General features: G+C 52.0%; 14 protein-coding genes. 8 read left to right on the forward strand and 6 right to left on the reverse strand.

Features of this window, described 5'->3' with window-relative positions; all coding sequences use genetic code 11:
- Positions 1 to 1,364: DUF1501 domain-containing protein (locus tag AACZ40_RS16265; protein WP_339675034.1), on the reverse strand; the 1,364-nt coding region annotated here is incomplete at its 3' end.
- A 323-nt stretch (positions 1,365 to 1,687) separates the two neighbouring features.
- On the opposite strand from AACZ40_RS16265, the gene AACZ40_RS16270 reads away from it, so the two are divergent.
- From AACZ40_RS16270 to AACZ40_RS16285, 4 genes are all read left to right on the forward strand, one after another.
- Positions 1,688 to 4,201: a DUF1549 and DUF1553 domain-containing protein gene (locus AACZ40_RS16270; protein WP_291166578.1), complete on the forward strand. Its 2,514-nt coding sequence runs from the start codon at positions 1,688 to 1,690 to the stop codon at positions 4,199 to 4,201.
- Positions 4,202 to 4,221: 20 nt separating this feature from the next.
- The gene (locus AACZ40_RS16275; RefSeq protein WP_291166576.1) at positions 4,222 to 6,660 is read left to right on the forward strand and encodes a hypothetical protein; all 2,439 of its coding nucleotides are present in this window, start codon (positions 4,222 to 4,224) and stop codon (positions 6,658 to 6,660) included.
- 635 nt (positions 6,661 to 7,295) lie between these two features.
- Complete coding sequence (locus AACZ40_RS16280; protein WP_291166574.1) at positions 7,296 to 8,807, forward strand: ATPase domain-containing protein; 1,512 nt, start codon at positions 7,296 to 7,298, stop codon at positions 8,805 to 8,807.
- Positions 8,800 to 11,334 (forward strand): response regulator, encoded by a 2,535-nt coding sequence (locus AACZ40_RS16285; RefSeq protein WP_291166572.1) that lies wholly within the window; start codon positions 8,800 to 8,802, stop codon positions 11,332 to 11,334. The genes AACZ40_RS16280 and AACZ40_RS16285 overlap by 8 nt, the downstream gene beginning before the upstream one ends.
- Before the next feature lie 171 nt (positions 11,335 to 11,505).
- Here AACZ40_RS16285 and AACZ40_RS16290 read toward each other — a convergent pair whose 3' ends face one another.
- The 4 genes from AACZ40_RS16290 to AACZ40_RS16305 form a co-directional block, all read right to left on the reverse strand.
- The gene (locus tag AACZ40_RS16290) at positions 11,506 to 13,164 is read right to left on the reverse strand and encodes a Glu/Leu/Phe/Val dehydrogenase dimerization domain-containing protein (protein ID WP_291166570.1); all 1,659 of its coding nucleotides are present in this window, start codon (positions 13,162 to 13,164) and stop codon (positions 11,506 to 11,508) included.
- A gap of 3 nt (positions 13,165 to 13,167) precedes the next feature.
- The gene (locus AACZ40_RS16295; protein ID WP_291166568.1) at positions 13,168 to 17,262 is read right to left on the reverse strand and encodes a response regulator; all 4,095 of its coding nucleotides are present in this window, start codon (positions 17,260 to 17,262) and stop codon (positions 13,168 to 13,170) included.
- A gap of 292 nt (positions 17,263 to 17,554) precedes the next feature.
- The gene (locus AACZ40_RS16300) at positions 17,555 to 19,594 is read right to left on the reverse strand and encodes a PQQ-binding-like beta-propeller repeat protein (protein ID WP_291166567.1); all 2,040 of its coding nucleotides are present in this window, start codon (positions 19,592 to 19,594) and stop codon (positions 17,555 to 17,557) included.
- A 51-nt stretch (positions 19,595 to 19,645) separates the two neighbouring features.
- Positions 19,646 to 20,167, reverse strand: a complete 522-nt coding sequence (locus tag AACZ40_RS16305; protein WP_291166564.1) for a HEAT repeat domain-containing protein — start codon at positions 20,165 to 20,167, stop codon at positions 19,646 to 19,648.
- Between the two features lie 240 nt (positions 20,168 to 20,407).
- Between AACZ40_RS16305 and AACZ40_RS16310 the strand changes: the two genes are divergently transcribed.
- Complete coding sequence (locus AACZ40_RS16310) at positions 20,408 to 20,821, forward strand: hypothetical protein (protein WP_291166562.1); 414 nt, start codon at positions 20,408 to 20,410, stop codon at positions 20,819 to 20,821.
- A gap of 78 nt (positions 20,822 to 20,899) precedes the next feature.
- Positions 20,900 to 21,379 carry a hypothetical protein gene (locus tag AACZ40_RS16315; RefSeq protein ID WP_291166561.1) on the forward strand — a complete coding sequence of 160 codons (480 nt, stop codon included), beginning with the start codon at positions 20,900 to 20,902 and terminating at the stop codon, positions 21,377 to 21,379.
- Between the two features lie 115 nt (positions 21,380 to 21,494).
- On the opposite strand, the gene AACZ40_RS16320 is transcribed toward AACZ40_RS16315, so the two are convergent.
- A complete protein-coding gene (locus AACZ40_RS16320; protein WP_291166559.1) occupies positions 21,495 to 24,302 on the reverse strand; it encodes a sialidase family protein in 2,808 nt (935 codons plus the stop codon).
- Positions 24,303 to 24,736: 434 nt separating this feature from the next.
- Here AACZ40_RS16320 and AACZ40_RS16325 point away from each other — a divergent pair, with 434 nt between their 5' ends.
- Both AACZ40_RS16325 and AACZ40_RS16330 read left to right on the forward strand, forming a co-directional pair.
- The gene (locus AACZ40_RS16325) at positions 24,737 to 25,930 is read left to right on the forward strand and encodes an Nramp family divalent metal transporter (RefSeq protein ID WP_291166557.1); all 1,194 of its coding nucleotides are present in this window, start codon (positions 24,737 to 24,739) and stop codon (positions 25,928 to 25,930) included.
- A gap of 53 nt (positions 25,931 to 25,983) precedes the next feature.
- On the forward strand, positions 25,984 to 26,448 hold a 465-nt coding region (locus AACZ40_RS16330; protein WP_339675041.1), incomplete at its 3' end, for a c-type cytochrome domain-containing protein.

Below are 26,448 nucleotides of genomic sequence, written 5' to 3' on the forward strand. Positions count from 1 at the left end.
GGAATGGGTTGCCCAAAGGGAAGAATGGCAACCGGGCGTCCCTGCAGGTCGTGCAGGACATGCTCATAGTCGATCCCCAGATGACGATAGACAGTGGCCCACAGATCGTTGGGGGTCATCCGTCGTTCAACCGGGTATTCCCCTTTGGGATTCGTCGCACCAATCACCTGGCCGGTTCGCATTCCGCCTCCTGAGACCAATACGGACATCGCTTTCGGCCAGTGATCGCGGCCGGGCTGCATCACGCCGGTCTGTGTTCCGCGTTGAACCGAAATTTTGGGAGTCCGACCAAATTCTCCCGTGACCACCAGCAGGACCCGTCGGTCCAGGCCACGCTGGTACAAGTCTTCAATCAAAGCAGAAACGGCTTGATCATACGGAGGCAGACGCCAGTCACAGTCTTTGAACAGATGCGCGTTGACTGCATGGGAATCCCAGTTATAGGCGGCTGTCTTGGGAGTGGGTTTGCCCGGATAAGGATGTTCCCAGACCATCGTCACGAAACGGACACCCGATTCTACCAGGCGTCGTCCCAGAATGGCGCGCTGCCCATAAGCGTTCCAGCCATAACGGTCGCGCAGTTCTTTGGGTTCCTGCGAAAGATCGAATGCACTGCGGACTTTTTCGCTGGTCAGCATGTCGATGGCCTGGCGATTGAAACTGTCCATCGCTTTCATTGAGCCACTCTTGTCGACATCGCGGCGGAAATCATCTATGCCTTTCAACATGGCAATCCGGTCATCGAGTCGCGTTTCCATTGAGGACTTGACGCCGATGTTCTGGACTTTGAAATCGGGATCGCTGGGATCACCGGCGACCATAAAGGGAGTTGAGGCGGGTCCCAGGTAAGCGGGCCCCATCGCGAAGGTATCGATGGAAGCACGGGAAGCATCGACTTCGGAAACGCAGACCGGCATTTCGTTCCCGTTTTTCTCGAGCATCTTTTTAACAATCGTGCTTACAGCGGGTGCATCATTGATGGTGCCGACAGGTGTGGCGGGAACCCGACCGGTCATCAAGCGTTTGTGCCCGCCACCATGGTCTGCAAATTCGTGGTGAATGGAACGAATCAGATTAAACCTGTCTGCGACTTTGGCATGCTGGGGAAGCATTTCGCAGACATCCAGACCGGGAACGTTCGTATGAATCGGTCGGAATTCTCCCCGATACTCTGCCGGTGCACCAGGCTTCATATCATAGGTTTCCATATGGGGAGGACCGCCGGGAAGCCAGACGAAAATCACAGAGGTGTCTTCAAGTGAATCGCCCATCGCTTTCGCCAGTGCCTGCTGACGCAGCAGATCATTCATTCCCAGTCCCAGCAGGCTGGCCCCGCCGAACTCCAGAAATGTTCGACGCTTCATCGGACCTGCACAGCGACCTGTTGTGGATTTCACACCCATTGCAATCACCCCAATCGGTAAAAAAACTCGATGCGTTTTGAAAACCAGTACGCATCAACGTATTGTAATGTATCTTGCATCGTTTAGAATGGAAATACAAGTTCAATTTAATTGAGAAACTTCCACAATTTGGACTGATTGAAGAAAAACGATCGATAAATCCGGTTCAGTAGCCAGTTTAGACCTGTTTAAGCCGGGTGATTCTGCTCGAACCTGATTATCTGCGATGGTTGCTACACCAGTCTGACAGTGAACCTTCTGAGACTGAAAATCCGGGAAGCTCTATGAAATCGATTTCTCTTTTACTGTTGCAGGTTTTCTGTCTGACTTCTGTCTGCATGTCGTCTTCTGGTTCTGCTGAATCGGCGGAGCTGGTCGGCTACCTTCCCCGACAGGCACAGACAATTCAGCTCACTGATCCCGATGCCTGTCAACAACTGCTGGTGACTCTGAAGGAGGATCAAACAGGGAGTCAGCGTGATGTGACACGGGAAGTGAAATATGAAACCCTTCCTGCAGGAATTGTCGAAGTCAGTTCCACGGGTTTTGTGACGCCGCTGTCCAACGGCAGTGCCCGTATCACAGGCCGGTTGAATGAGAAACTGACGGTGAAATTTCCTGTAGTGGTTTCCTCTTTTGAACAGCAGCGGCCGGTCAATTTTTATAACGATGTGATTCCTCAACTGACGCGCGGCGGCTGTAACAGTGGGGCCTGTCATGGCACGCCTTCCGGAAAAAATAATTTTCATCTTTCCCTGCTGGGTTATGAACCAGACAATGATTTTGAATACCTCACCAAAGAATCACTGGGACGCCGCGTTTCTCCCGCGGCACCCGAAACAAGCTTACTGCTGCGGAAAGCGACAGGAGAACTTCCTCACGGCGGGGGAAGTCGCTTTAAAAAAGGGGGTGCAGAATACGAGCTCATCCGGCGCTGGATTCAGGAAGGCATGCAATATGATCCTGAGACCAGTCGGACTGTCAAACACATTGAAATCTATCCTCAGAATCGCGTGTTGCCGTTGCAGGCGCAGCAGCAGTTGACAGTCACCGCTTACTTTTCAGATGGAACAACACAGGATATTACCCGTGTCGCAGAGTACAAGCCGAACCAGCCCAAGATGTCTGAAGTAGATCATCATGGACTGGTAACACTCAAAGACATGACGGGCACCACATCAGTCATGGTTCGCTTTCAGGAACACGTTGCCGTCTTCATGGCAACCATCCCCTTAGGAAGGCCGACTCCCGATCTGCCTGAACCGACGAACTTTATCGACAAGCATATTTTTGCCAAGCTGAAAGTTCTGGGTCTTCCGCCTTCGGATGATTGTGACGACTCTACCTTTCTGCGACGCGTCACTCTCGATATCACGGGAAGAATTCCGACTCTGGAACAGACCCGCGCGTTTCTGGCTGACACGCGTCCGGACAAACGGTCTCGAAAAATTGACGAACTGCTGGACAGTCCCGGATACGCTGATCTGTTCGCAGCCAAGTGGGCGGGAATCCTGCGAAACAAAGCGGGGGGAAACCTGGAACAGGTGGCGCGGGAAACCTTCGGGTTCCATTCCTGGATACGCACCAGTCTCTCCACCAATAAACCTTACGATCAGTTTGTCACAGAACTGGTAACGGCGCGTGGCAAATCGGGAACCAATCCGGCTGTCTCATGGTATCGGGCTGTGAAAGACCCCAAAGACCAGATGTCTGACATTGCCCAGGTTTTCCTGGGTGTGCGAATTCAGTGTGCCCAGTGTCATCATCATCCGTATGAAAAATGGAGCCAGGACGACTTCTATGGCTTCCAGGCATTCTTCACGACGATTGGACGTAAAGAAGTTTACAAGCTGCCGGAAGACGACACGGTCTACCATCAACGCATGATTGCTGTTGCGAAAAATCCCAATACCGACCGCGAACTCAAACCAACGCCACTCGATGGGGAAGCGTTAGAGATTCCTGCCCGCCGCGACCCTCGCATTGACCTGGCTGACTGGATCTCCTCACCCGAGAATCCGTTCTTCGCCAGGATGCTGGTTAACCGGTACTGGAAACATTTCTCAGGCCGGGGTCTGGTCGAGCCGGAAGACGATATTCGGATTACCAACCCGGCAACGCATCCGGAACTACTGGATAAGCTGGCTGAGTCATTCGTGAAATCAAACTATGATCTGAAACAGCTGTGCCGCGTGATCTGTAACAGCCGCACCTATCAGTTCAGTTCGTTTCCCAACGAATATAACCAGGATGACGATCAGAACTATGCCCGTTACTATCCACGCAGACTGTCAGCGGAAATCATGCTGGACGCCATGAATGATGCTGCGGGCGCAAAGAATAATTTCAATCATCAACCCGTGGGTGTTCGCGCAGTCGCGTTGCCCGATGACTCGGCGAATGTGGAATCGTTCTTCCTGCGTGTCTTTGGTCGTCCCCAGATGGATACAGCCTGTGAATGTGAACGAACGGCAAATGCGGACCTGGCACAGAGCCTGCATCTGATTAACTCCGACACCATCCAGAATATCCTGTCCGCCCCGAATGGCAGAGCGTTACAAATGGCACGCGATAAATCAAAAGATGACCGGACTCACATTACAGAACTCTACCTGCTCACCATGTCGCGAGAACCTGATCAGGGCGAAATCGATACGGCTCTGGCACATCTGGCTAAAAAACGTCAACAGGCGGCAGCTGACCCCAAAAAGCTGTCCGAGGAACAGGCCGTCAAAGAAGCCTACGAAGACATCATCTGGGTAGTCATCAACACTAAAGAATTTTTGTTCAACCATTAAACGATAGTGAATGAATTAAAATGAAGTCGATCAAGCATTGGAAGACACGCGTCTGTTTAATCGCGCTGCTGTTGCTGTCATTTCAGCAGCTGGTTTGTGCACAGTTGCCCACAGCGGATCTCAGACAGATTAAACCGTTCGCAGCAGCTGCAGGAAAAACAGTCGAACTGTCAATCCTCGGTTCGAATCTGGACGACGCCAGCGAACTTCGTTTTTCACATCCGGGAATCACAGCCAAACCGGTGATGCTGCCCGCCGATGACATCTACCCGGAACCACGAAGACAGGACTCCCGGTTTGAAGTCAGTGTCGCGAAAGATGTGCCACCCGGAATCTATGAAGTCCGCGCCGTCTCCTATTTTGGACTGTCCACGGCCCGACCGTTTGTGGTTGCTCCTGCTGACAGCAGGGAAATCGATGAAACAGGTAACCATGACAGTCGAGAGACAGCACAAGCTGTGGAAGTGAATTCGACTGTGACAGGTAGTGTTCCTGCTCGGGGCATCGACTGGTACCGTTTTCAAGCACGCGGGGGGCAACGCGTGCTCGTCGAGTTGATTGCGGAACGAGTTGATTCCCGCCTGGATGGTCAGATCGTGGTTTATGATTCCGAAGGACGCGAAATCACCCGTAACCGGGACTGGTTTGGCCGCGATCCTTTTCTCGAACTCCAGTCCGAACAGGATCAGGAGTATTTTCTGGCGATTTCCGATATCCTGTACCGGGGTGGCTCAGAACACTTTTATCGTCTGAATATCTCTGATCGACCTCACATCGATTTCGTTTTCCCCCCTGCAGGAGAACCTGGATCCCGGAATGTCTATACTGTTTATGGACGCAATTTACCGGGGGGCAGCCTGGGAAATGCCGTCTCATTAAATGGACAGAAACTGGAATCGATCGAAGTGGAAATCCAGTTGCCCGAAGTGGCTACACCCCCCGCGAGTTTCCAGCCCTGGAAGCCTCGGCAGGGAATTCTGAACGGCCATGAATTCCAGCTGGAGCATTCGAATACCGTCAACATTGGTTTTGCTACCGCGCCTGTGATACGGGAATCGGTGTCCCCGAAAATACAAACGGTCTCGGTTCCCGTCGAAATTGCCGGCCAGTTCAACGAGCCTCATGAAGAGGATGTCTATCAGTTTCAGGCCACCAAAGGCAAAACGTATTGCATTGAAGTCATTGCAGACCGAATGAAATCGAAAGTGGATCCTTACCTGGAAGTTTTTCAGATCACCAAAACAAAAGCAGGTGAAGTCACACGAAAAAAAGTAGCCGAAAACGATGACCTGCCTTCATTTTTCAGTGCCGACAATAAGGATGCGATTAATTTCGATACCGTGGATGCGGCGGCTTCGTTTACAGCTAAGGAAGCGGGACTATATGAAGTTGTCGTTTTAAACCAGTTTGGAGGAGGCAGTCCGGCTCATCTCTATCGACTGGCGATCAGGGAACCCACGCCCGATTTTCAGTTGCTCGCTTCGACCGAACGAACTTTACCTACGAACCGAACAGGCTACTCTGTCACTCCCCTGCTCAGACGTGGTGCAAACTGGGGCGTGCGAATCGTGGCCCCTCGGCAGGATGGCTTTACGGGAGAAATTGTCGTGACCGCAGAAGGACTGCCACCAGGTGTCACGGCAAAACCACTGGTCCTCAGTGGAAAAACAGATCGCGGTCTGCTGGTCCTTTCCGCAGATTCCACGGCAAAACGCTGGGCCGGTGAATTTAAAATCGTAGGGAAAGCACAGATCAACAATAAACAGGAAGTCCGTGAAGCCAGGTTTGCCTCACTGATCTGGGGACATATTTTCTCAGATGCCATTCGGGTACGCTCTCGCCTGACAACACGTATTCCTCTCGCCATCAATGAAGATGAAGCAGCGCCCGTGGAAATCATACCGACCGAGGAGAAAGTCTGGACTGTCGGACTGAACCAGAAGCTGGAAATTCCGATTCAATTGAAAGACACGGGAACACGCAAAGGAAGCCTGACAATTGAGCCGAACGAGTTGTTCGGGATGTTACGCCGGCCTCCGACAGTGAATATTGGAGAAAAAGAGACAGAGGGAACGCTGGTCATTGATTTCAAGCCCAACGGAAACTTCAAGATCGAACCAGGCCAGTATCAGTTTGCCTTGATGGGGGTGGGGGTCACACAATATCGCCACAATGTTCCTGCCAGCAATGCCGCAGCTGCCGAAGTGAAACGCCTCGAAGCGCTCGTCAGCACAATCAAATCCGATATCGAAACCACGAATGCGACCGCTGAGAAATCGAAGTCGGCAGAACAGGTAAAACAGAATGCCGATCGGTTGAAACGGGCGGAGACCGCGCTGACGCAAGCGACAACCAGGGCGAATTCAGCAGAAAAGAAAGCGACGCCAGCAGACAGCAAATTTGCCGCCTGGTCCAAGCTGATCACCGTCAATGTGACCCCTCCCTCTGAAAATAAATAATCCGCCGATTCCACTTATTGAGGCCCACGGCATTTCGAGCGGCGCATCGGATTTTTCGAAGTGCCAACTGATCGATCCTGCTTTCCTGATTCGTTTTCCCTCCCCTTCCTTTTCGATGTCGAAACTGTGCATGCCACTTTGCCTTATATTTCCGAGACTGCGACAAAATGTCTACGGCTGAAATGCAACTGATGCCGAAGAGTACATTTTTCAATTCTGTTCTTAAATCGTGACAGGGATGACGTGGGGATTCTCAGGACGTTATTTCCCCTTGTTTTTCAGGAGTTCTCATCCCGCAGGCTTCCAAAAAACAGGTTACCGGGAGCATTATTATCTCTGCTTTCCCATCCTCTGAAGTCACTGCGAAAAAATATCGCATGTCCTGTTTTTTTCCCAGAATGTCTCTATGGTATAGTGGCTTTTCCCTGGAAGCCTGTAGACAGAAAGTATCGACCTGCTGATAATAAATTAACAGGCGTGGGTGTATTTAACCTGAGGAGCTACCTCACCTTATTGTGAAGATAGATCCAGAAAGTGGTCCGGCGGATGCTTTTTTCTGTGGGACTACAGAACCAGACATCACACTCAACCTGATTACTTTTCGAATAAAACAGTTAAGTGAATGCGAGAGAACGATGATGAAAGATTCAAATCGTGACCAGATGGTGCAGACAGGAAATCATGCACTAGACACCATTCTTGAAGGTGGACTCACATCCGGTCGTGTTTATTTAATCGAAGGTGACCCGGGGACGGGCAAGACCACCCTCGCCCTCCAGTTTCTGCTGGAAGGGGCCAGAAAGGGAGAGACGGGTTTATACGTAACACTGTCTGAAACCAAAGAGGAGTTGGAAGCGGTTGCTGCTTCGCACGGCTGGAGTATGAAAGATCTTGATGTTTACGAACTCGTAGATGCAAAAGATCTGGTAGATTCCAATGAGTCACAGTATTCCATGTTCGAACCATCCGAAGTGGAATTAAGTAAAACAATACGCGGGGTGCTGGAACATGTTGAACGCAGCAAGCCCATGCGTGTTGCCTTCGATTCGCTTTCGGAAATGAGGCTGCTGGCTCAGAGTCCCCTGCGTTATCGCCGCCAGATCCTGGCCCTCAAACATTTTTTTACCGGACGCAGCTGCACGGTACTCATGCTCGACGATAATACCGCCCATGATGCCGATCAGCAGTTACAAAGTATTGCGCATGGCGTGATCCGTCTGGAACACATGATGGGAGATTACGGGGGGGAACGTCGTCGGCTGAGGGTGATTAAACATCGAGGCCAGAAGTTCCAGGGCGGAAATCACGACTTTCAGTTGTTGACGGGAGGCATAAACCTGTTTCCCCGTAAAGGCCAGGAACAACCAGTTGAAAGTTCCAGTTTCCCGCTCGTTTTGAGTGGAAACGAATCTTTAGACCAACTGGTTGGCGGCGGACTCTCCCCCGGAACAAGTACCCTGCTCATGGGGCCGGCAGGAGTCGGTAAATCATCGACTGCCATGCTGTATGCGATTTCCGCGGCGACCCGTGGCGAAAAAGCGGTCTTTTTTATCTTCGATGAAACTCGTGAAGTCCTCATGGAGCGTGCTGACAGTTTGAATATGCCACTCCAGGAACATCTCGATTCTGGAAACATTGTCATCCATCAACAGGATCCAGGAGAGTTACTGCCGGGTGAATTTGCCTGCCAGATACGCGAAGCCATCCGCCCCAGCGAAGATGGCAGACGAGTTTCTGTCGTGGTTATCGACAGTTTAAACGGGTATATGAACGCGATGCCCCATGAGCGTTTTCTGATCGTGCAAATGCACGAAATCCTCAAGACACTGGCCAGACAGAAAATCCTCACGTTTCTGGTCGTCGCCCAGCATGGGATGCTGGGGACCATGGCTTCCCCCGTCGATGCCAGTTACCTGGCAGATGCGGTCATCCTGTTTCGTTATTTTGAAGCAGGGGGCGAGTTACGACAGGCGATTTCAGTGGTAAAGAAACGAACGGGCTCTCATGAGCGGACGATACGTGAATTTCAGATGCGTGATGGCATTATTCGGGTGGGTGATCCTTTAGACGAATTCCAGGGAATTCTCAGTGGTACCCCCACTTACACCGGCAAAATCTCAAACCTGCTGGGGAGAGAGCATGAATAAAGAATCAGTGGCAGAGGATTCCGACAGTCTCTGTGTACTGATTCTGGCTCCGACCCCGAAAGACAATGAGTTTTGCGTGAATGTTCTGGGAGATGCCAGAATTGAAACGCACGTTTGCACCAGCCTGCAGGATCTTTGCCAACAGGTGAAGCAGGGCAATGCTGCCGTCGCTTTGATCGCAGAAGAATATCTGCAAACTGACCATACTGGTCTGATACCGGAATTACTGTCGCATCAACCGGCATGGTCTGATCTTCCCATTGTCGTCTTACTGATAGCTGGTGAGCATGCCTCGCCTTCACTCAATCAGCTGCAGGAACTGGGGAACATCACCCTGATTCGGCGACCCGTTCGGATAGCAGTCTTTATTAATACGATCCGGGCCAATCTTCGAGACCGGCAACGCCAATATAGCGTGCGTAATCTGCTGAAAGAGCGGCATGAAGTCAATCAGAACCTGGAGATTCAGCAAAGACGTTTTTCTCTGGCACTGAAGGCAGGAGGTATGGCAGCCTGGGAGTTGCAATACGATAACCTGTACTGGTCCGATGCAATCTACGATCTGCTGGGGATACCTGCGGGAGAACCTGTCACGCTGGAACGATTTTATTCCACGATCCACCCCGAGGATTTACCGAAGCTCCGGGAAGTCTGGGAAACATCCGTCAGGAAAAGGCAGGCTTTTCAAGAAGAATTTCGCATCATCCATTCCGGTAAAGAACCGAGGTGGATGGAGTTGATGGGGGAATCTGTGGAATGGGAAATGGGGAATCCCAGTCATTTTGCCGGACTCTTCTGGGATATTACCGCAGAAAAAGTTCAGGAAAAACTCGAACAGCGTACAGCCGAAATCGAACGGTTTCTGAGTGAAGCAACCATGACGCTCGCATCATCGCTCGATTTTGAAACGACACTGGAAAGTGTCACGTCGTTATGTGTCCCCACGTTAGGAGACTGGGCGATCCTGGAACTGATCAGTGATGACCATACAGTCCGGCGTATGAAAATTGCACATGCAGATCCAGGTGACTCGGTGCTGGCAGATCAGCTGATGAAAACTGATTCCGATCCCCGACAGAAAGATCGGTCTTCCAGCCCACATCTGTTTGGCGATGAAACCATTTTTGTAGAGAACCTGACAGCTGAGTTACTCGGTGAAATCGTCCAGACACCGGAGCATCTCCCTGCACTGCGGAAGCTTGGCGCTCAATCATTGATTGTCGTCTCCCTGGGTATCCGTGATCAGCAGTTTGGTGTTTTATCTCTGATTCAGACCGACCCTGCACTGCGTCACAAAATCATTGACTTCAAGACAGCCGAAGAACTGGCGCGGCGGGCATCCATCGCGATCGACAATGCCCGCCTGTATAAAATCGGACAACAGGCGAGTGCTGCCAAGAGTGAATTTGTTGCCAACATGAGTCATGAAATACGCACCCCGATGACAGCCGTTCTGGGTTACGCCGACCTGCTTGCCGGTGCCGAGAATGATCCGGAAAAATTGAAACACCTGCGCATGATTCAGAAAAACGGGAGTTTCCTGCTGGATATCATCAATGATATTCTGGACCTCTCCAAAATCGAAGCGGGTAAGATGGAATGCGTGACGGAACGGTTTGCCGCGGATGAGCTGATCGCAGACGTGTTTTCGATGATGCAGGTTCGCGCTGTAGAAAAGCAACTCGATTTCAGTGTCGAATACGCGACCACCATCCCCAGCCAGATTGAAAGTGACCCGAAATGTCTAAGGCAGATCTTAGTCAACCTGATTGGCAATGCGGTTAAATTCACATCCAGAGGTTCAATTCGACTGGTCATCTCCTACGATGCCTCGGGCGAGTGTCCGGTCATTCAGTTTGATGTGATTGATACCGGTATCGGGATCACAGAGGCACAGCTTTCCCAGCTCTTCCAGGAATTCTCACAAGGTGACACTTCCGTAACCCGCTCTTTTGGAGGAACCGGACTGGGGCTGGCCATCAGCGCGCGTCTGGCCCGCATGCTGGGTGGAAATATCGAGGTCACCAGCCAACCCGGAATCGGCACCACTTTCACCTGTAAAATCAGTGCCGGACAGGTCGACTCTGTTCCGATGGTCCACCCGGAGAAAAAACACAAATCAACGCCTGACACATCCAAATCACTGGATACGCAACCCGCTTTGTCCTGCAATGTGCTGGTCGTCGACGACCGTCGTGATATCCGTTATCTCGTCAAACAGTTTCTGACAAAGTCGGGAGCAGAAGTCGAATCGGTCAATGATGGTCTGGAAGCCATCGAACGGGTAGAACAGGGACAAAACTCGTTTGATATGATTCTGCTGGACATGCAGATGCCAAGGCTGGATGGATACCAGACGGCAGAACGGCTGCGTAGCCTCGGCTTTAACAGACCGATTATTGCACTTACTGCGGACGCCATGCACGGTGATATGAACCGGTGTCTCGCCAGTGGCTGTGATGCATTTCTCAGTAAGCCGATCAACACCAAAGAACTGATAGAAATTGTGGCGCGTTACACACAGTAAACTGTCTTTGAACTCTCTCATTCCGAATTCTAGAGCGCATCACATTTAACCATAGCGTCTCTCAATCTATTATACTCGATTCAAATGCCTCTGGAGACGCTAACAGTAAAACTGGACACAGTCTAGCAGATGCAGTCTGCTGCCGTCATTACCAGTCGCTTCGGGTCGAAATCAGGGATATAGTCCCCTGGCCAGTTTGGCCTGGGCGACACGTTCGACCCCTTCGATCATGGCGGCGGTCCGCATATCAAACTGATGCTTCTCTGCCCGATTCAGCGTCCTGTGAAAGGCGTCTTTAAGAATCCGGTGCAGCCGCTCATTCACTTCGTCCAGGCTCCACATATAATTCTGCGTATCCTGCACCCATTCAAAATAAGATACCGTCACACCCCCGGCGTTTGCCAGAATATCGGGCAGGATAAAGACCCCTTTTTCATTGAGTACTTCATCCGCTTCCAGAGTCGTCGGTCCGTTCGCACCTTCTGCCAGCAGCTTGCATTGAATCCGGTCGGCATTCTCTGCTGTAATCTGATTCTGCAGCGCGGCAGGAACCAGGATATCGCACTTCAACTCCAGCAATTCCTCATTGCTGATGTGATCTCCCTCGGGATACCCTTCCAGAAACCGGTTTTCGGCGACATATTCCAGCAAAGAGGGAATGGATAATCCATGCCGATTGTGAATGCCGGTTGTGGCATCGCTTACACCAATGATTTTAACTCCCAGTTCACTCAAAAACAGAGCCGCATGGCTGCCGACATTTCCAAACCCCTGAACCACTGCCGTGCATTCACTCAGGTTCATTTTCAGGTGCTTCGCCGCTTCCTGAATCAGGTAAACCACACCGCGGCCTGTTGCTTCATTTCTGCCCCGGGCTCCCCCCAGTACCACCGGTTTTCCGGTAACCACGGCGGGTACGGTATAACCCACTTCCTGGCTGTAGGTATCCATAATCCACGCCATCACCCGCTCATTCGTTCCCATATCGGGCGCAGGAATATCTTTATCAGGGCCGATGATCGGGCTGATCTCTGTAGCGAACCGTCTCGTCAAACGCTGCAGTTCGTGGCTGGTTAATCCGGTCGGGTCGATACGCACGCCCCCTTTCGCTCCCCCAAATGGGAGATGCACCAGTGCACATTTCCAGCTCATCCACATCGCCAGGGCTGAGACTTCTCCCAGGCTCACATCCTGGTGATACCGGATCCCCCCCTTTGTTGGCCCCATCGTCAGAATGTGCTGGACTCGATATCCGAAGACTGTCTCGACTTCAGTATAATGATCCCGTCGAAAAGGTAATGTGACTACCAGGGTTCGCTGGGGGAATAACAGCCGCTGCCTGATATTATCATCCAGGCCCATGAATTGAGCGGCTTTCAGAAACTGTCGCTGGGCCAGTCGAAACATGGGTGAATCCCATTCCGCATCGCGTACCCTGGTCCGTTCAATCGCATAGCGGAGCGAACGAATCAGCGAAGTTCGGCTGAGCTGCGTCTTCACCATGTAATCTTGCGCTCCCGCTTCCACCGCTTTGGCAGCCAGTTTGACATCATCCAGACTGGTCACAATCACAATGGGGATCGCGGGGGCAAAGGAACGTACCCTGATAAAAGTATCCAGGTCCTCACTGTCAGGCAGTGTCAGGTCGAGGAGTACCACGTCCACGGCAGACGAATCCAGTTGATTCAATCCCGCCTGTAACGTCCCTGCATACTGGAGTTGAAAGACGGGCGTTTTTGATTCTGCGAGTAAGGTTTTCACCAACCCGACATGAATCGGATTATCCTCGATCAGAAGTACCTTTACTGTATTCCCTGATGCTGTATTCATGGTTCATTCCTTTTCAGAAGTCGTGGAATCAATCTGCGCTGCGACCGCCGGTAGCAATCGATCGAATTCCCTGTCCAGATTCTCTAATGCCTCCCTGGCTTCGCTCAGTTTTTTTTCCTTCCCCAGCAGTTCCAGTTTCAGGGCTGCGGCGGCGGCAGGATGTGCTTCAAACAGGGCTGCCGAACTTTTAAGGGTATGGGCAGCACGTCTGAGTGACTGGGCATCATTGTCTTTCAAAGCTTCCCTGATTTCTGACAATAAGCGAGGCGCCTCTGTCAGAAAGATCTGGCCCAGTTCATTGAGTGATTCAACGGGAATTTCTGATTTTTCCATCGCCTGCTGCCAGTCAATAATGCTCTCTGTATCTGCAGCGTGATCTTTTTCCGGTTCTCTGTCTGCTGAATCGTTGCTGGATTCACTCATGGCTTCCCCCTCCCCCTCTTCATGCATTTCGTAAACTGGTATTTCGTCCGTCAGAGCTGCTGCCGGATTCAGGTGCAGACAGTCTTCGATGGTCGAATACAATTCTCTGACGCGAACCGGTTTGGAAACGTAACCATCCATGCCCGCTTCCAGGCAACGCTCGCGGTCTCCCTTCATGGCGTGGGCGGTCATCGCGACAATGGGAACATGCTCACCCGTTTCCTGCTCGTATTCCCGAATCAGGCGCGTCGCTTCCAGGCCGTCCATCTCAGGCATCTGCACATCCATGAGCACCAGATCAAAATCGCGTTTTTTCCGTTCTTCAACGGCGTCTTTGCCATTCAGCACAACAGCCACATCATGACCATGGGGTTCCAATAGCGCCAGCGCCAGTTTCTGATTCACCAGGCTGTCTTCCGCCAGCAGAATATTGAGTGGTGGAATCCGCCGTGCCAGCTCAGAGGTTGCAGTGCGCGTATTGTGTTGCGGTTCTCCGTTCATTCCCAGCGTCTCTGCAATCGAGTTGTACAGTTCAGATTGCTTTAACGGTTTTATCAGATGAGCGGCGATCCCGAGTTCTTTGCAGCGAGCTATTTCTCCCTGGCGATCACTGGATGTAATCATCATGATGACTGCACTACCCAGCGCGGCATCCTGCTTGATGGATTTTGCGACAGAATAGCCATCCATGATCGGCATATTGGCATCGACCAGCACCAGATCAAACGGTTGCCCCGCCTGTTGGCCGGCGCGCATGACATCCAGGGTATCGCTACCACGATTGATGGACTGTGTCTGCATGTTCCAGCTCTTCAGCATCTCTTCAAGAATCTGGCAGTTGGTGTGATTGTCATCTACAATCAGCACCCGTAAACCATCAAGGTCTACTTTCATCAGGGGGTCATTCAGTGGAATTTCGGCCTCTGTCAATCCGAAGCGGGCAGTAAAATGAAATTCACTTCCTTTGCCGACTTCACTGTGAACCCAGATCTGTCCCCCCATCATTTCAATCAGACGTGAGGAAATTGCCAGCCCCAGCCCCGTGCCACTGAAGCGACGGGTTATCGATTCATCGACCTGTTCAAATGCCTGAAAGATCTGCTGCTGTTTGTCCTCCGGAATGCCGATTCCGGTATCGCGAACAATAAAGTGCAGTTGCAGTTCTTTCTTTGACCGGAAATCCAGTTTCACATCCAGAACAATTTCACCTTCCTCGGTGAATTTAATGGCGTTACCAACCAGGTTAACGATGATCTGACGCAGTCGGAAACGATCGCCGACAAGCGTATCCGGGACATCCGCGTCAAGGTGAAAAGCGAGTTCCAGATGTTTGTGATGCGCGCGGACTGCGAGAGACTTCATGGTATCTCCCAGATTTTCCCGCAGATGGAACGGCGTCTTCTCAAGATCAAACCGCCCTGCCTCGATTTTCGAGAAATCAAGAATATCATTGATCACGGAAAGCAGCGATTCTCCGGACTCCTGCACCATCGTCAGATACTCATGTTGTGTAGAATCGAGTTTCGTATCAAGCAGCAGTTGCGTCATCCCGATGACGGCATTCATGGGAGTGCGGATTTCGTGGCTCATGGTTGCCAGGAAAGCACTTTTCGCACGGCTGGCGGCCTCGGCTGCTTCTTTCGCCTGTCTGAGCTCTTCCCCCGCCCTTTTTTCTTCGGTGATATCATGCACAAAGGCGGCGAACAGAAATCCATTTCCCTGGGGCACCGGTGTAATCGTCAGTTCAACAGGAAATTCGTGACCGTCCCGATGCATGGCTGAGAGTTCCAGTCGCCTGTTGAGGAAAGGGCCTTCACCTGACCGGAGATAATGTTCGATTCCATGCATGTGCTGCAGCCAGTAGCGTTCGGGAATAATCGTCTCTTCCAGGGAGCGCCCGATCGCTTCAGCAGGAGACCAGCCAAATGTCACCTCAGCCTGATCATTCCACTCACAGATAATGCTCTTTTCATTGATCCCCACAAACGCTTCATGCGTGGTCGCCAGGATGGCACGGTTCTTCTTATCCCGTGATTCCAGCTCTTCCTGGTTGGCCCGCGTCTCGGTAATATCCCGCATCACAATGACGCCGCCGCGCAATTCGCCACGGTCATTCCGGAGAGGACGCGCTGTAACGCTGATCCAGGTCCCTTCCGGGATATCCGGATTCTCCAGGTACAGCACAACTCCATCCAGCGATTCTCCCCGCATCGCCCGGGCCAGGGGCAGATCCTGGGAGGGGCACATGGTTTTCCCATCAGCCAGGTAACATCCATAAATCTGTGACCACTTGTCGGGATCAACATTCTGCGGACCAATGCCGACGATCTGCTCTGCCGCCGGATTCCAGAAGACCGAATTCCCGTCCTGGTCCGCTACGATCACACCATCGCCCATACTGTCCAGAATGGACTGCAGAATCTGAGACTGCCGTCTGAGCTGTTTCTGCGATGCTTTTAATTCAGCCGTCCGTTGATCAATCCTGTCTTCCAGTTCATCACGAGAAGCCGACAGTTCCTCTGCCATGTGGTTAAAAGCGGCTCCGAGCAAACCTACTTCATCGGAAGAGGTGCTGGGAACCCGGACATCCAGATTCCCTTTGGCAATTTTCGCAGCAGAAGTCGCCAGCCCCAGCACCGGTCGGGTAAAACGACGGGCAACGAGAAAGGAAGCAGCCATACCGAAAAACACCAGCCCCAGCTGTATCAACAACAGATGTTTACGGAGATACGTCACAGGTGCGTAAGCTTCATCCAGGTTGATTTTGGCTACCATTCCCCAGGGTGCTTCCAGGTCCGGCTGATAATTCACGGGGCGATAAGAGACCAGGACCCGCTCACCACTGTAATCCATCACCTCTGATCCACTCTCGTCCTGCAGGGCTTTGGCCATCGCCGGTACTTCCGAGATCGGAACCGACCAGGCATCACTGTCGCGCGGCTGGAAGAGATAGCGAACGTGATCTCCCTGCTTGGTCGCCACCAGTAAATCACCGGTTTCCTGCAAGCCCACTCGATTCATCAAAATGTCTTTGAGCGGGGTCACATCGAGCCAGACCATGAGCACCCCCAGCAGGTTGCCCGCTTCATCATTCATGGGGGCCACCAGATAAGTCAGAGCGCGGCCATTTACTTCCTGGGGCAGATCCAGGCGGGGATGCTCTTTGCCTTCAAGAAAACCAGGATCGCCGGCGTAGGTCTTACTCAAATAATCAGCATTGGTCGCGGTAATCACGGTTCCCTGCGGGTTGACAATCCATAGATCACGGAAACCCGATGAACTTCCAAATTTGGTGTCCTCCAGAATACGCTGCGATTGCTCGCGAAATGAATCCAGGTCGATCTCTCCCTGGTTGAACCTGTGGATCAATTCATGCAGGCTGGTACGATTCGTCACCAGCGCTGAACGTTCCAGCTGCTGTTTGACATATTCTTCGAACAGGGCGGCCCGGTCTGTCACAACCAGCTGCAGTCGGAGATGAATGTTGTCGTGAATAATCTCACGAGCGGCAACATAAGCCAGATGACCGAGGACCCCGCCACTGAGTACCACGACGGCTGCCACAAACAGAGTATTTTTCAACAACAGTGATCGCCAGAAAGCAGGCGGCTCATTTGTGAATCGATGTTGTTTTTCTGCGGGAGCAACCTGTTCCTGATCAGTGGAAGCACACATGGAGCTGTTCCTTCCTGACACTGTCGCATTACGATACCCGCATTGGGAAAAAGTGGCTGCCTGCCCTCTCTCCCTGCGAGGTAATTTCTCTGCAACCGTCTGACGACTGCAAACTGCAATTGATTGCATCGTATGCGTTTACATATATTCTATGCAGTAAACCTGGCTTTGGAAACAGGTTGTTTAAAACTTCAACAGGATCTCATGGACATTCATAGTAAAAGGATCAGTTTTAAGGAATAACCTGCTGCACCAGGCAGTGAAAGCGGTTTCTTTCCGATTCAACCTCGCATCAGTATTTGAGCCAGAACACCACGATTCCACTTCCATAGAACCCGGCGTACGTCACCAGCTTTAAGAGGACAGAGATACCAATTCCGCTGAACCTTTCTTTAGGTAACTGAGCATCCAGCAAACCCGGCAAGAGGGCTCCGATGGGTCCTGCCAGAAACGCCCATTCGAAAACCAGACTGAGACGACGACATAATAGAAAATAGAATGTCGTTATGCCGACAAAAACGAGCAAAGGCAGATAGTCACGCCAGCGAGAACGTTGCCTGGATCTTCGAAACTGGACAACAGCCATCACTGCATCAAAGGCAATATACAGACAGAGCGGCCAGGTAAATACAAACTCCCGGGTCCAGGCACTGATCCAGGTTGTCCCCAGCGCACCGCATAAAAAGGCAAGCGTTCGATAACAGACGGTCCAGGTCAAGAGCCGATGCTCAACCCGCACCAGGCTTGCCGGGATCAACGCCAACAGCAGACTGGCCAGCAGCAATCCCGCAGACCAGAAGAACCAGTTCCAGAGCCAGGCATTGGAAGGCAGGTCAAACGCATATTCCGGTTCGATGGACAGGATTTGCCCGGCCCAGTCCACGTATTGCTCCTGGGGAATTTCATCGACGCGTAATGTCTGTTGCTGTCGCGGCAGTAATTCCGGTTTTCCCACATAGATACAGGCGGCCCGTGACTGATTGCGGATATAAACACACCCGCGGTGTAGAATCGGAGGCGTCCACGTCAATTCGCCCGACAAGACAGAACACCGCGCCAGGATTTCGCATTCCGCCGGATTGATTCTTAACAAAATCAGCTCGCCACGTTCATTGAGCATGATCAGTTTATCGTCTGCAACAATGATCCCCGCCTGACCGATTTCATCTGAAGTATCATTCTGAGAACGTTCCGGTCTGCCAGACCCCTGCTCCCATAATTCGTCTCCTGTGAGAAATTCAATGCAGCGAAATTTTCCCCGCGAGGGCCGTTGTGTTTTGGACTGTTGATCAAAAATGTCAAAGCCATAAATCTGGTCGCCCACCAGCACACTCGAAAGGACATCGTTCGATAAAATTCGTGACCGCCAGATATTTTTAAGCCTGGTGTCTTTTTCAAATTCGGAGGGGATTTCAAACAGTTGAGAACCTGCCCTGAAGGGAGCGGCGATCCATAAATAAGGTTCCCGGTAGAGTGGCCAGGAAGAGTGTTCGTCATACCCGTCTGACAACTCATGTTCCAGCAGTAATTCACCGGTTTTCAGATCGTGAAGCACGAGTGCATTTTCCAGATAACCCACAACCAGCTTTCGCCCATCGCGGGTTATCGGCATGGCAGGCGTATAACTGGCTGGTTGACTCCCCGCCTGCCAGGCTGTCTTGCCATCCGGCAGATGCAGGGCAACCATGCTGGCATCCGGTCCGCCGACAGGCATAAGAACCAGTTGATCGACGACTACAGGCGAACAGGCGTAACCAAAGCCCGTGCCCCCGTCCCCCTTGAATTCACTGACCAGATTTCGCGACCAGAGCAATTTTCCCGTCGTTGCATCCAGACACCCGAGCAGTCCGCTGGGAGCAGCAAATAACAGACGCCCCTCGATCAGAGTCGGAGTAGCACGCGGTCCCGGGTAGACTCCCGCCAGCTCATATGGCCAGTCATACCAGTACTTCCAGATCTCTTTCCCCGAACGGGCATCCAGACAATACACATACTGTCCCTGCAGATTCTGCCCCTGCGTATAAACGCGATCTCCTTCCGCCACAAAAGCGGAGTACCCCTGCCCCAGTTCTTTCACCCAGAGAACCGGTGGCCCTGCAGCGGGCCAGGTATCGGCAATATGAATTTCAGGAGAATGTGCATCATAATGACGACCGCGGACGGCAGGCCAACCGTCTTCACTAACACCTGCTGGCAGAAATGGATTCGATACGTCCGACTGTGCGTGTAAAGAATCGGGAATCGTCAGGAGCAGGAAAAACAACACCAGGGGCACTGCCTGACGCAGCTGAACGATAATCCCTCGCAGAGGGGGTGATGACTCATTTGCCACTGGCTGCTCATTAAAAAAATGAAAACGAAGCAGAATCGAAAATCAGAAATGTCAGGAATCCACAGCTGATAATTTTGAGAGTGCCTCAAGCGCTCGTACGGGAACTGTCAAGGAGGACTCCGGTGATTTTAATGCATGCACTACGGGGGTCAGAATGTCGCGCAAATCGGGGTTATCAGATGCCAGATGATGCAGTACAAAACAGGCCCCATCCCTGATTTCCGCGGTTTCGTTGATCAATGCGTGCAGAATCTCGGGCACTCCCTTTTCATTCAATGCGATCAACGCATCTCCGGCAACCCATTTTACACTGGTATCATCGGCCAACGCTTCAATCAAGACGGGGATGGCAGACGGATCACGGATGGATTCCAGTGTTTTCGCAGCTTCCCAGCGGCGCATTTCCGACTCATCTTCCAATGCTATCGCCAACGCAGAGACCACGGGTTTCCCGATTTGAGTCAGGTTCTTTCGTGCAGCCTGTCTCTGTTCGCTGTCAGAACTGCCAAGCTGAAGGATCCACTCCGCGACCTGTGGATTTGCGATTTCTGTCTGATATCGTTTATCGGTCATCACCGTTTCTCCTGCTGCTTAGACAGTTAATATTCAGTAAGACACAACAAATGCAATTATAACATTTTTCAAATCAAAATACACGATTCTTTCTTGCAGGGATTTTGAAACGGCCCTGTCCCGGTTCATTTTAGAGGGACCGTTCCCCTGGATTGCTGAGTCGCATTAAAGACATTACAATCAATCCTCTGTTTCTTTAACACGAATTCTCCCCGGTGATCACCTGCTCCGGAAAACTGAATGCGGCATCATTTATACAGACTCCTGATATTCCCGCTCATCCTGATTGCAGTCTGTCTTCCTGTGCGCTGGAGCCATAGCCATGACAGTCTGCAGGGACAACAGCTGTTCCAGCACCTGAAGTGCTTTCATCCCCCTTTCCAAAATCTGCCCCTGCCTTCAGACTGGCACTCACATACCATCTTCCCCGGCATGGTTCTGGAAGAGAACGACCGTTCCTTTCTCCATAGCGGTTATCAGGAAACCAGTTTTTACTTCCTGCTTCTGAAGAGGCAGAATGACTTTGAAACAGTTGATTCGGAAATTATGACACTCCGGAATCAGCACTTCCTGCAGCGATCTGGTTTCGGAAGCATTGCATCCCATGGTCAAAGTACACCGATTTATCTGTGTCTTCAGATTCTGCTGATTTAAGCCTGACAGAACCCAACTGAACCTTTTTAATTTTCACATAGATCTAACTGATATTGATTCTTTTAAGGAAATCTCACAATGAACCTGTATGGTAAAACCCTGTTTTCACTCTGTTTCATACTGTTTGTCGGTCTCATGCTGACACTCGATTCATCTTCGACTGTTCTGGCAGAACCAGAGAACGAAAAGACCGCCGTTGGCGAACCGGTCGAGCCGGATATGCATGAATTTATGGAATACGTTTTCCAACCGACTTACAAACGGCTCAAGCAGGCAATGGCATCAGAACCTGCTGATAGAAATGCCTGGAAATCGATCAAAGCGGACTCGCTGATTCTCGCAGAAGGGGGCAACCTGCTGCTTCTGCATAAACCCGAAGAGAACCGCAAAGCGTGGGACGCCCACAGTATCGAAGTACGCAAAGCAGGTGGTCAGCTTTATCAAGCCGCGAAAGCAAAAGATTTTAAAGCAGCTCAGATGCACTATCAATCCATGCTGAAAAACTGTAATGCCTGCCATCAGCAGTTTGCGGACGGCGAACATCAGTTAAAACCCTGATCTCCAGACCGGTCCCGGATCACTGACTGCCGCCTGTCTGCCTTCACCGGGCAGCAGGCGGTAATTTCAGGGAACGACATATTTAATGCCGACTGAATCTTCCGATGCAGTTGGTTTACTCTGGCTTCTGCTTTGCCTTTTTCTGCGCGTGGGTTGCTTGACTGATGAGCTGCTTCAACTTTGACTGCGGGCTCACCAGTTTTTTCGCCAGGATATCCTGCTCGGTAAACTTCGCCAGCAAGATTTCGCCATCCGTGGCGCGATTTCGATCATACGAAATGTAAATGGATCCATCCGGAGCCTGAAACCCGTCGGGGTACGAAATCCCTTTTCGCTCATCAATGACCAGTCCCCCCTGCCAGGTTTGGCCATCATCGTCTGAAAGCCAGGCGCTTAACTGCACGCGCCCCTGGTGGGCATCAATCCGGTCTCCATGTTTCACCAGCAGCAGGCGTCCCGAAGCCAGACGGCGGATATGGAAACGCGCGTTGGGCTGACGGATTTGCGGCGGCTGAGAAGGCGTTGCCCAGGTTCGACCGCCGTCAGTGGAAGTGGTCTGCATGATGCCTTTCGCGGTCCTTGCCAGCATCCAGAGGGAACCATCGTTGCGTTCCACGATCATATGTTCGTGCCAGTCCGGATTCGGAAAGACTGCCGCTCCCCGGCGTTGCCAGGTGGCTCCCTGATCGGTCGAAACAAACACATTGGCACCACGCAGGGGATCCAGTTCCTGAAAGCAGCCCTTGAACGGACCGAAGCCGCTCCGCTGATCCAATGAAACGGGCAGCATCCATTCTCCGCTGGCGAGAACGGTTGGTTTGTTTAACGTGACACCATGCCAGATTCGGCGTGGCGGGGACCATTCTGGTTGATCGGCATCGGGATTTTCACAAATCGTCGCCCAGACACCGGCTCTCCCGTCAAACATATGCAGTGATTGATCAAAGATCAGCCACAAGCGCCCCAGGGGATCGGTCCAGAGATTTCCGACCAGGATGCTGCGATCGATGGGTAGATCGGGAGAATGAGAATCGAGCACCACTCGCGGCTTAGACCAGTGCGCGCCGTCATCATCACTGGAAGCCAGAACAAAGAATGCTTTCGGACTGTCGCCACCAGCCACCCAGCAGGCCCAGAGACGTCCGCCCGGCGTTCGTTCGATGCCAATCGTCATGCCATAATCAAGTTTGTCATAGTCATATTCCGGAAGGGGGGATGTATTGACTACGGGAGGAACCAGGGCCAGGTCCGCGAGCCGTTCCATATTCTGAATCTGGGCCTGTTTTTCTGACTTTGATTCGGGAGTCGCTTCGGTCACTTCCACGCTTGTGCCTGATCCCAATACAAGCAGTACCAGTTTCTGAAACCGCAAATGCGCCCCTTGTTTAACCTGTTTACGCCACGTCGTCACACGATTGATCTCACCTGGAAAGAGCGGAAACTCAGGCAGATCAACTTTTTCAAATCCCTGTCGGATCAGATCAAGTTCCCGGCTCGCCGCTCCGGGACGTCTGGCGGGAGTCAGGGCATAGAGAGTCCCGGCTTCTTTGCAGACCGCCGTGTATCCTTCAATGGTTGTTTTGAGGAACTTCAGCCCTTTCAACAATCCGGGGACTTCCTGAAGCTGATACTGGCGATCGGTAAAGAGTTCTACTCCCGGCTGCATGACGGCAGTCGGAACCACTGGTTCTGGTTTTGGCTTTCGCTGCATGCCCGCTTGTGAAGCAAACACGCCCGTCTCTTCCAGTTTGCCAAACATGATCCGCTCTTTGCGACTGGGAGAAGCATCTCCCTGAGTGACGCAGAGCCAGATTACACCCGCATGTTCTGCGAATGCCGGATATTGAAAAGACCGGGGTGTCTCAAACCGATACTTCCGCTGCCACGTCTTTCCGTCCCGGGAGACGTCAATATTAAAGACACTGCGATTCACACCCTCGACGCGGGTGGCTTCCTGCCAGCCCAGATAATACACGTCTCCAAATCTGTCGAAGGTTGGTTTTGAACTGGTCCCATTGGGAACCGCGGTGATGGGCGTTGCTTCTGTCCAGTCACGTCTATTCTGACTCGTGGTGAAATAGTAATTGCGATTACCGCCATCGTTGCGACAAATGGCCATCCAGGTGCCATCGGGGAGGCGATTGACGGCCGATTCACTCAGTTGTGCCGACTGGGGTTCGTTATAATGGCCCAGCACTTCAATGGTATCGTGCTGATCATTAATGCGGGCGAGCGCATTCTGTTTTGTCGCGAAATTATTAATGGCGATATAAGTCTGACCGTCCCAGTTCTTGAAGCGATCAAACAGGTAGAGCCCGAAATCTTTGGCCGGTTTTCTGAATCCACGGGCAGCGGCATCTGCATGAAAGAACTGTGGCTGCATGTCAAAAGTACCGGCAGCTGTTTTCAGTTTGAGCTTATGGATTTTGTTTTCAAAAGTATGCGAAGATAGATCGAAGTCGATATACCAGGTTTGTGCCTGTCGCGCGCCGGGTTGCTCACTGGCGAAGAAACAACGCAGCGTATTTTCATCGTGTGTCAGAATCCGGGGAACAAAACAGGCACCCACGGGCAGAGTTTCATTTTCGAATTTCTGACTGCTGCGTGCGAAGGGAATGACGGCTTCGACTTTTAACGACTTGAGATTCACAATTGACATGGCACAGTAGATTTCAGGCCAGCCGGCACTTTCCCCGGCCCGGGTATCGTTCACCTCTGCGACGATAAAAGCACGATCCTCCACCAGCACCATTTCCGCATCGTGAGCCCCTTTCACCTGTTTACCTGTGACAGGAATCAGCCGTTCCAGAACCTGGTCTCCAGCGAGTGCCGCATCCCAGTCAGCGGGAACGAGTGGTTCCGACGCCGTGACCAGCGATACCATCAGAAACAGGTTGAAGCAAAAAGTGAGCGCGATTTTCATATGAGTCTTACTTTTCCCGGGTTTTCAATGAATTGAAGAATGCCGTCTGTTATAACGTTATTTATTATGCAGAATCGAGTCGTTTCAGAACAGTCACAAGCGGTGATGTAACAAACTTTGAGTGAACTGCAGAGAAAAGCCATACGTGATGAGCATGAATTCAGAGCAAGAGCCACAGACGATACACAGCGGGAATCTTGCACCATGGACAGTCGGTGATCTGCCCGCACCGCCCCCCTTTACACTTCGCAATTTATTTCGCACGATTGGTCCAGGTGCAATCCTGCTGGCGGGTTCGATCGGGGGAGGCGAGTGGCTGGTCGGGCCAACCATTACCGTCAAATACGGATTAGACATCCTGTGGATCGCCACGGTCGCGATTGTACTGCAGTTGCTGTTTAACCTCGAAGCGATTCGCTACACGCTGTATACGGGTGAGCCGATTCTGGTGGGCATCATGCGCTTACGCCCTGGTTCCCGCTTCTGGGCCAGCCAGCGGTTATATTTTCGCCACCATTGCCCAGCTGGGAGTTCCCGCACTGGCAGCCGGTTGTGCTTCCGTACTCTTTGCTGCGTTTGCCGGACATATCGCCGGTGATGGTGATGCCACGTACCTCAGTTATTTAACTTATGTTGTTATCCTGGTGACGGTAGGAATTCTGCTTTCCGGCAAGACCATCGAGCGCATGCTGGAATATTTCTCGTGGGTGATGATCGCATTCATTTTTTCGTTTCTGACCATCGTGAATGTGCTCTTTGTGCCGCTTGAGCACTGGCTGAAAACGTTAAGTGGTTTCTTTCAGTTTGGCCAACTCCCTGCGGATATCGACATTCTCTTACTGGCTGCCTTTGCTGCGACAGCAGGCTCCGGGGGCATTGGAAACCTGGTGATCACGAACTGGTATCGCGATAAGGGCTTTGGGATGGGCAGCAGGGTTGGCTCGATCTCGAGTGCCTTCAGTCATAGTGAAGTCCAGTTGTCCGCGACCGGTCAGGTTTTTCCTGTTACTGATGAGAACCTGAAACACTGGCGTGCCTGGTGGAAGTATGTTTCTGCAGACCAGATCTGGCTCTGGGGCATGGGTTGCCTGGTCGGCATGTTTTTGAATGTCAACCTGGCGACAGCCGTCATCCCGGAGAATACGAATATGGACCATCTGGCGGCAGGCGCTTTCCAGGCCCGTTACATGGCAGAGCAGCTCTGGTCGGGCTTCTGGTGGCTGGCGCTGTTGAATGGGTTCTGGGTGCTGATGTCGACCCATTTAAGTAACACCGATGTTCTGATCCGCACAGTAACCGATATCGTCTGGGTAGCCAGCCCGCAGGTCCGCGCGCGTCGCCGAATGAGTATCAGTCGGCTCTATTACTTTTTCCTGTTTCTGGCCACGATCTGGGGACTGCTGGCGGTGAACTGGGGGCATGCGTTGTCGCTGTTCAAAATCCTGGGAGCTGTCGCCGGACCTGTGCTGGCCATCGCTGCGATACAGATTCTGATTGTCAACACGAGACTGCTTCCCCCAGAGTTGCGACCTCACCTCTGGCGGCGCGGAGCTTTGATTTTGTGCGCGATCTGCTATGGCTGCCTGTCACTGGCGCTGTTATGGGACTTGTATTTATCGCTGCAATGAGCCAGACTGTACTGTACAAATACCGTGTTCATTGGATCATGGAGATTCCGCCTGTGAAGCCCCCTGCATCGATCAGAGAACATTGCACGCTGTTATTCCAGCGAACAGGTTTGATAGCGGTCCTGTTCTGCGTCGCGATTCCCTCACTCGCTGCAGAGGTCGAAGAAGCTGCTGCGCAAACACCTGTTTTCTATGAAAGCAATATCCAGCAGCTTTTCCAGGAGAAGTGCCTCGGCTGTCACAATGCCAAAACCAGGAAAGCGGGCCTGGATCTGAGTTCTCCCGAAAGCATTCTGAAAGGGAGTGAGTCGGGACGAATCATCCAGGCGGGAGACGCAGATGCCAGTCTGTTGTTTCAGATGATCGAGTCAGCAGAAATGCCGCCCGAGGAGAAAAATCATCTCAGTCAGGAGGAACTCCAGCAGTTGCGTCACTGGCTCAATTCCGGTGCCCGCTTTCGAGAGACCGTTAAAACAGCGCCTGCGGTCACACAGCACGACATTATCCCCCTGCTCCAT

This window comes from uncultured Gimesia sp., assembly GCF_963972345.1.
Lineage (GTDB): Bacteria > Planctomycetota > Planctomycetia > Planctomycetales > Planctomycetaceae > Gimesia.

Bases quoted from the DNA above. Each gene is read 5' to 3' on its own strand.
- AACZ40_RS16270 (WP_291166578.1), top strand. From the start codon at position 1,688: ATGAAATCGATTTCTCTTTTACTGTTGCAGGTTTTCTGTCTGACTTCT.
- AACZ40_RS16275 (WP_291166576.1), top strand. From the start codon at position 4,222: ATGAAGTCGATCAAGCATTGGAAGACACGCGTCTGTTTAATCGCGCTG.
- AACZ40_RS16280 (WP_291166574.1), top strand. From the start codon at position 7,296: ATGATGAAAGATTCAAATCGTGACCAGATGGTGCAGACAGGAAATCAT.
- AACZ40_RS16285 (WP_291166572.1), top strand. From the start codon at position 8,800: ATGAATAAAGAATCAGTGGCAGAGGATTCCGACAGTCTCTGTGTACTG.
- AACZ40_RS16290 (WP_291166570.1), bottom strand. From the start codon at position 13,164: ATGAATACAGCATCAGGGAATACAGTAAAGGTACTTCTGATCGAGGAT.
- AACZ40_RS16295 (WP_291166568.1), bottom strand. From the start codon at position 17,262: ATGTGTGCTTCCACTGATCAGGAACAGGTTGCTCCCGCAGAAAAACAA.
- AACZ40_RS16305 (WP_291166564.1), bottom strand. From the start codon at position 20,167: ATGACCGATAAACGATATCAGACAGAAATCGCAAATCCACAGGTCGCG.
- AACZ40_RS16310 (WP_291166562.1), top strand. From the start codon at position 20,408: ATGCGGCATCATTTATACAGACTCCTGATATTCCCGCTCATCCTGATT.
- AACZ40_RS16315 (WP_291166561.1), top strand. From the start codon at position 20,900: ATGAACCTGTATGGTAAAACCCTGTTTTCACTCTGTTTCATACTGTTT.
- AACZ40_RS16320 (WP_291166559.1), bottom strand. From the start codon at position 24,302: ATGAAAATCGCGCTCACTTTTTGCTTCAACCTGTTTCTGATGGTATCG.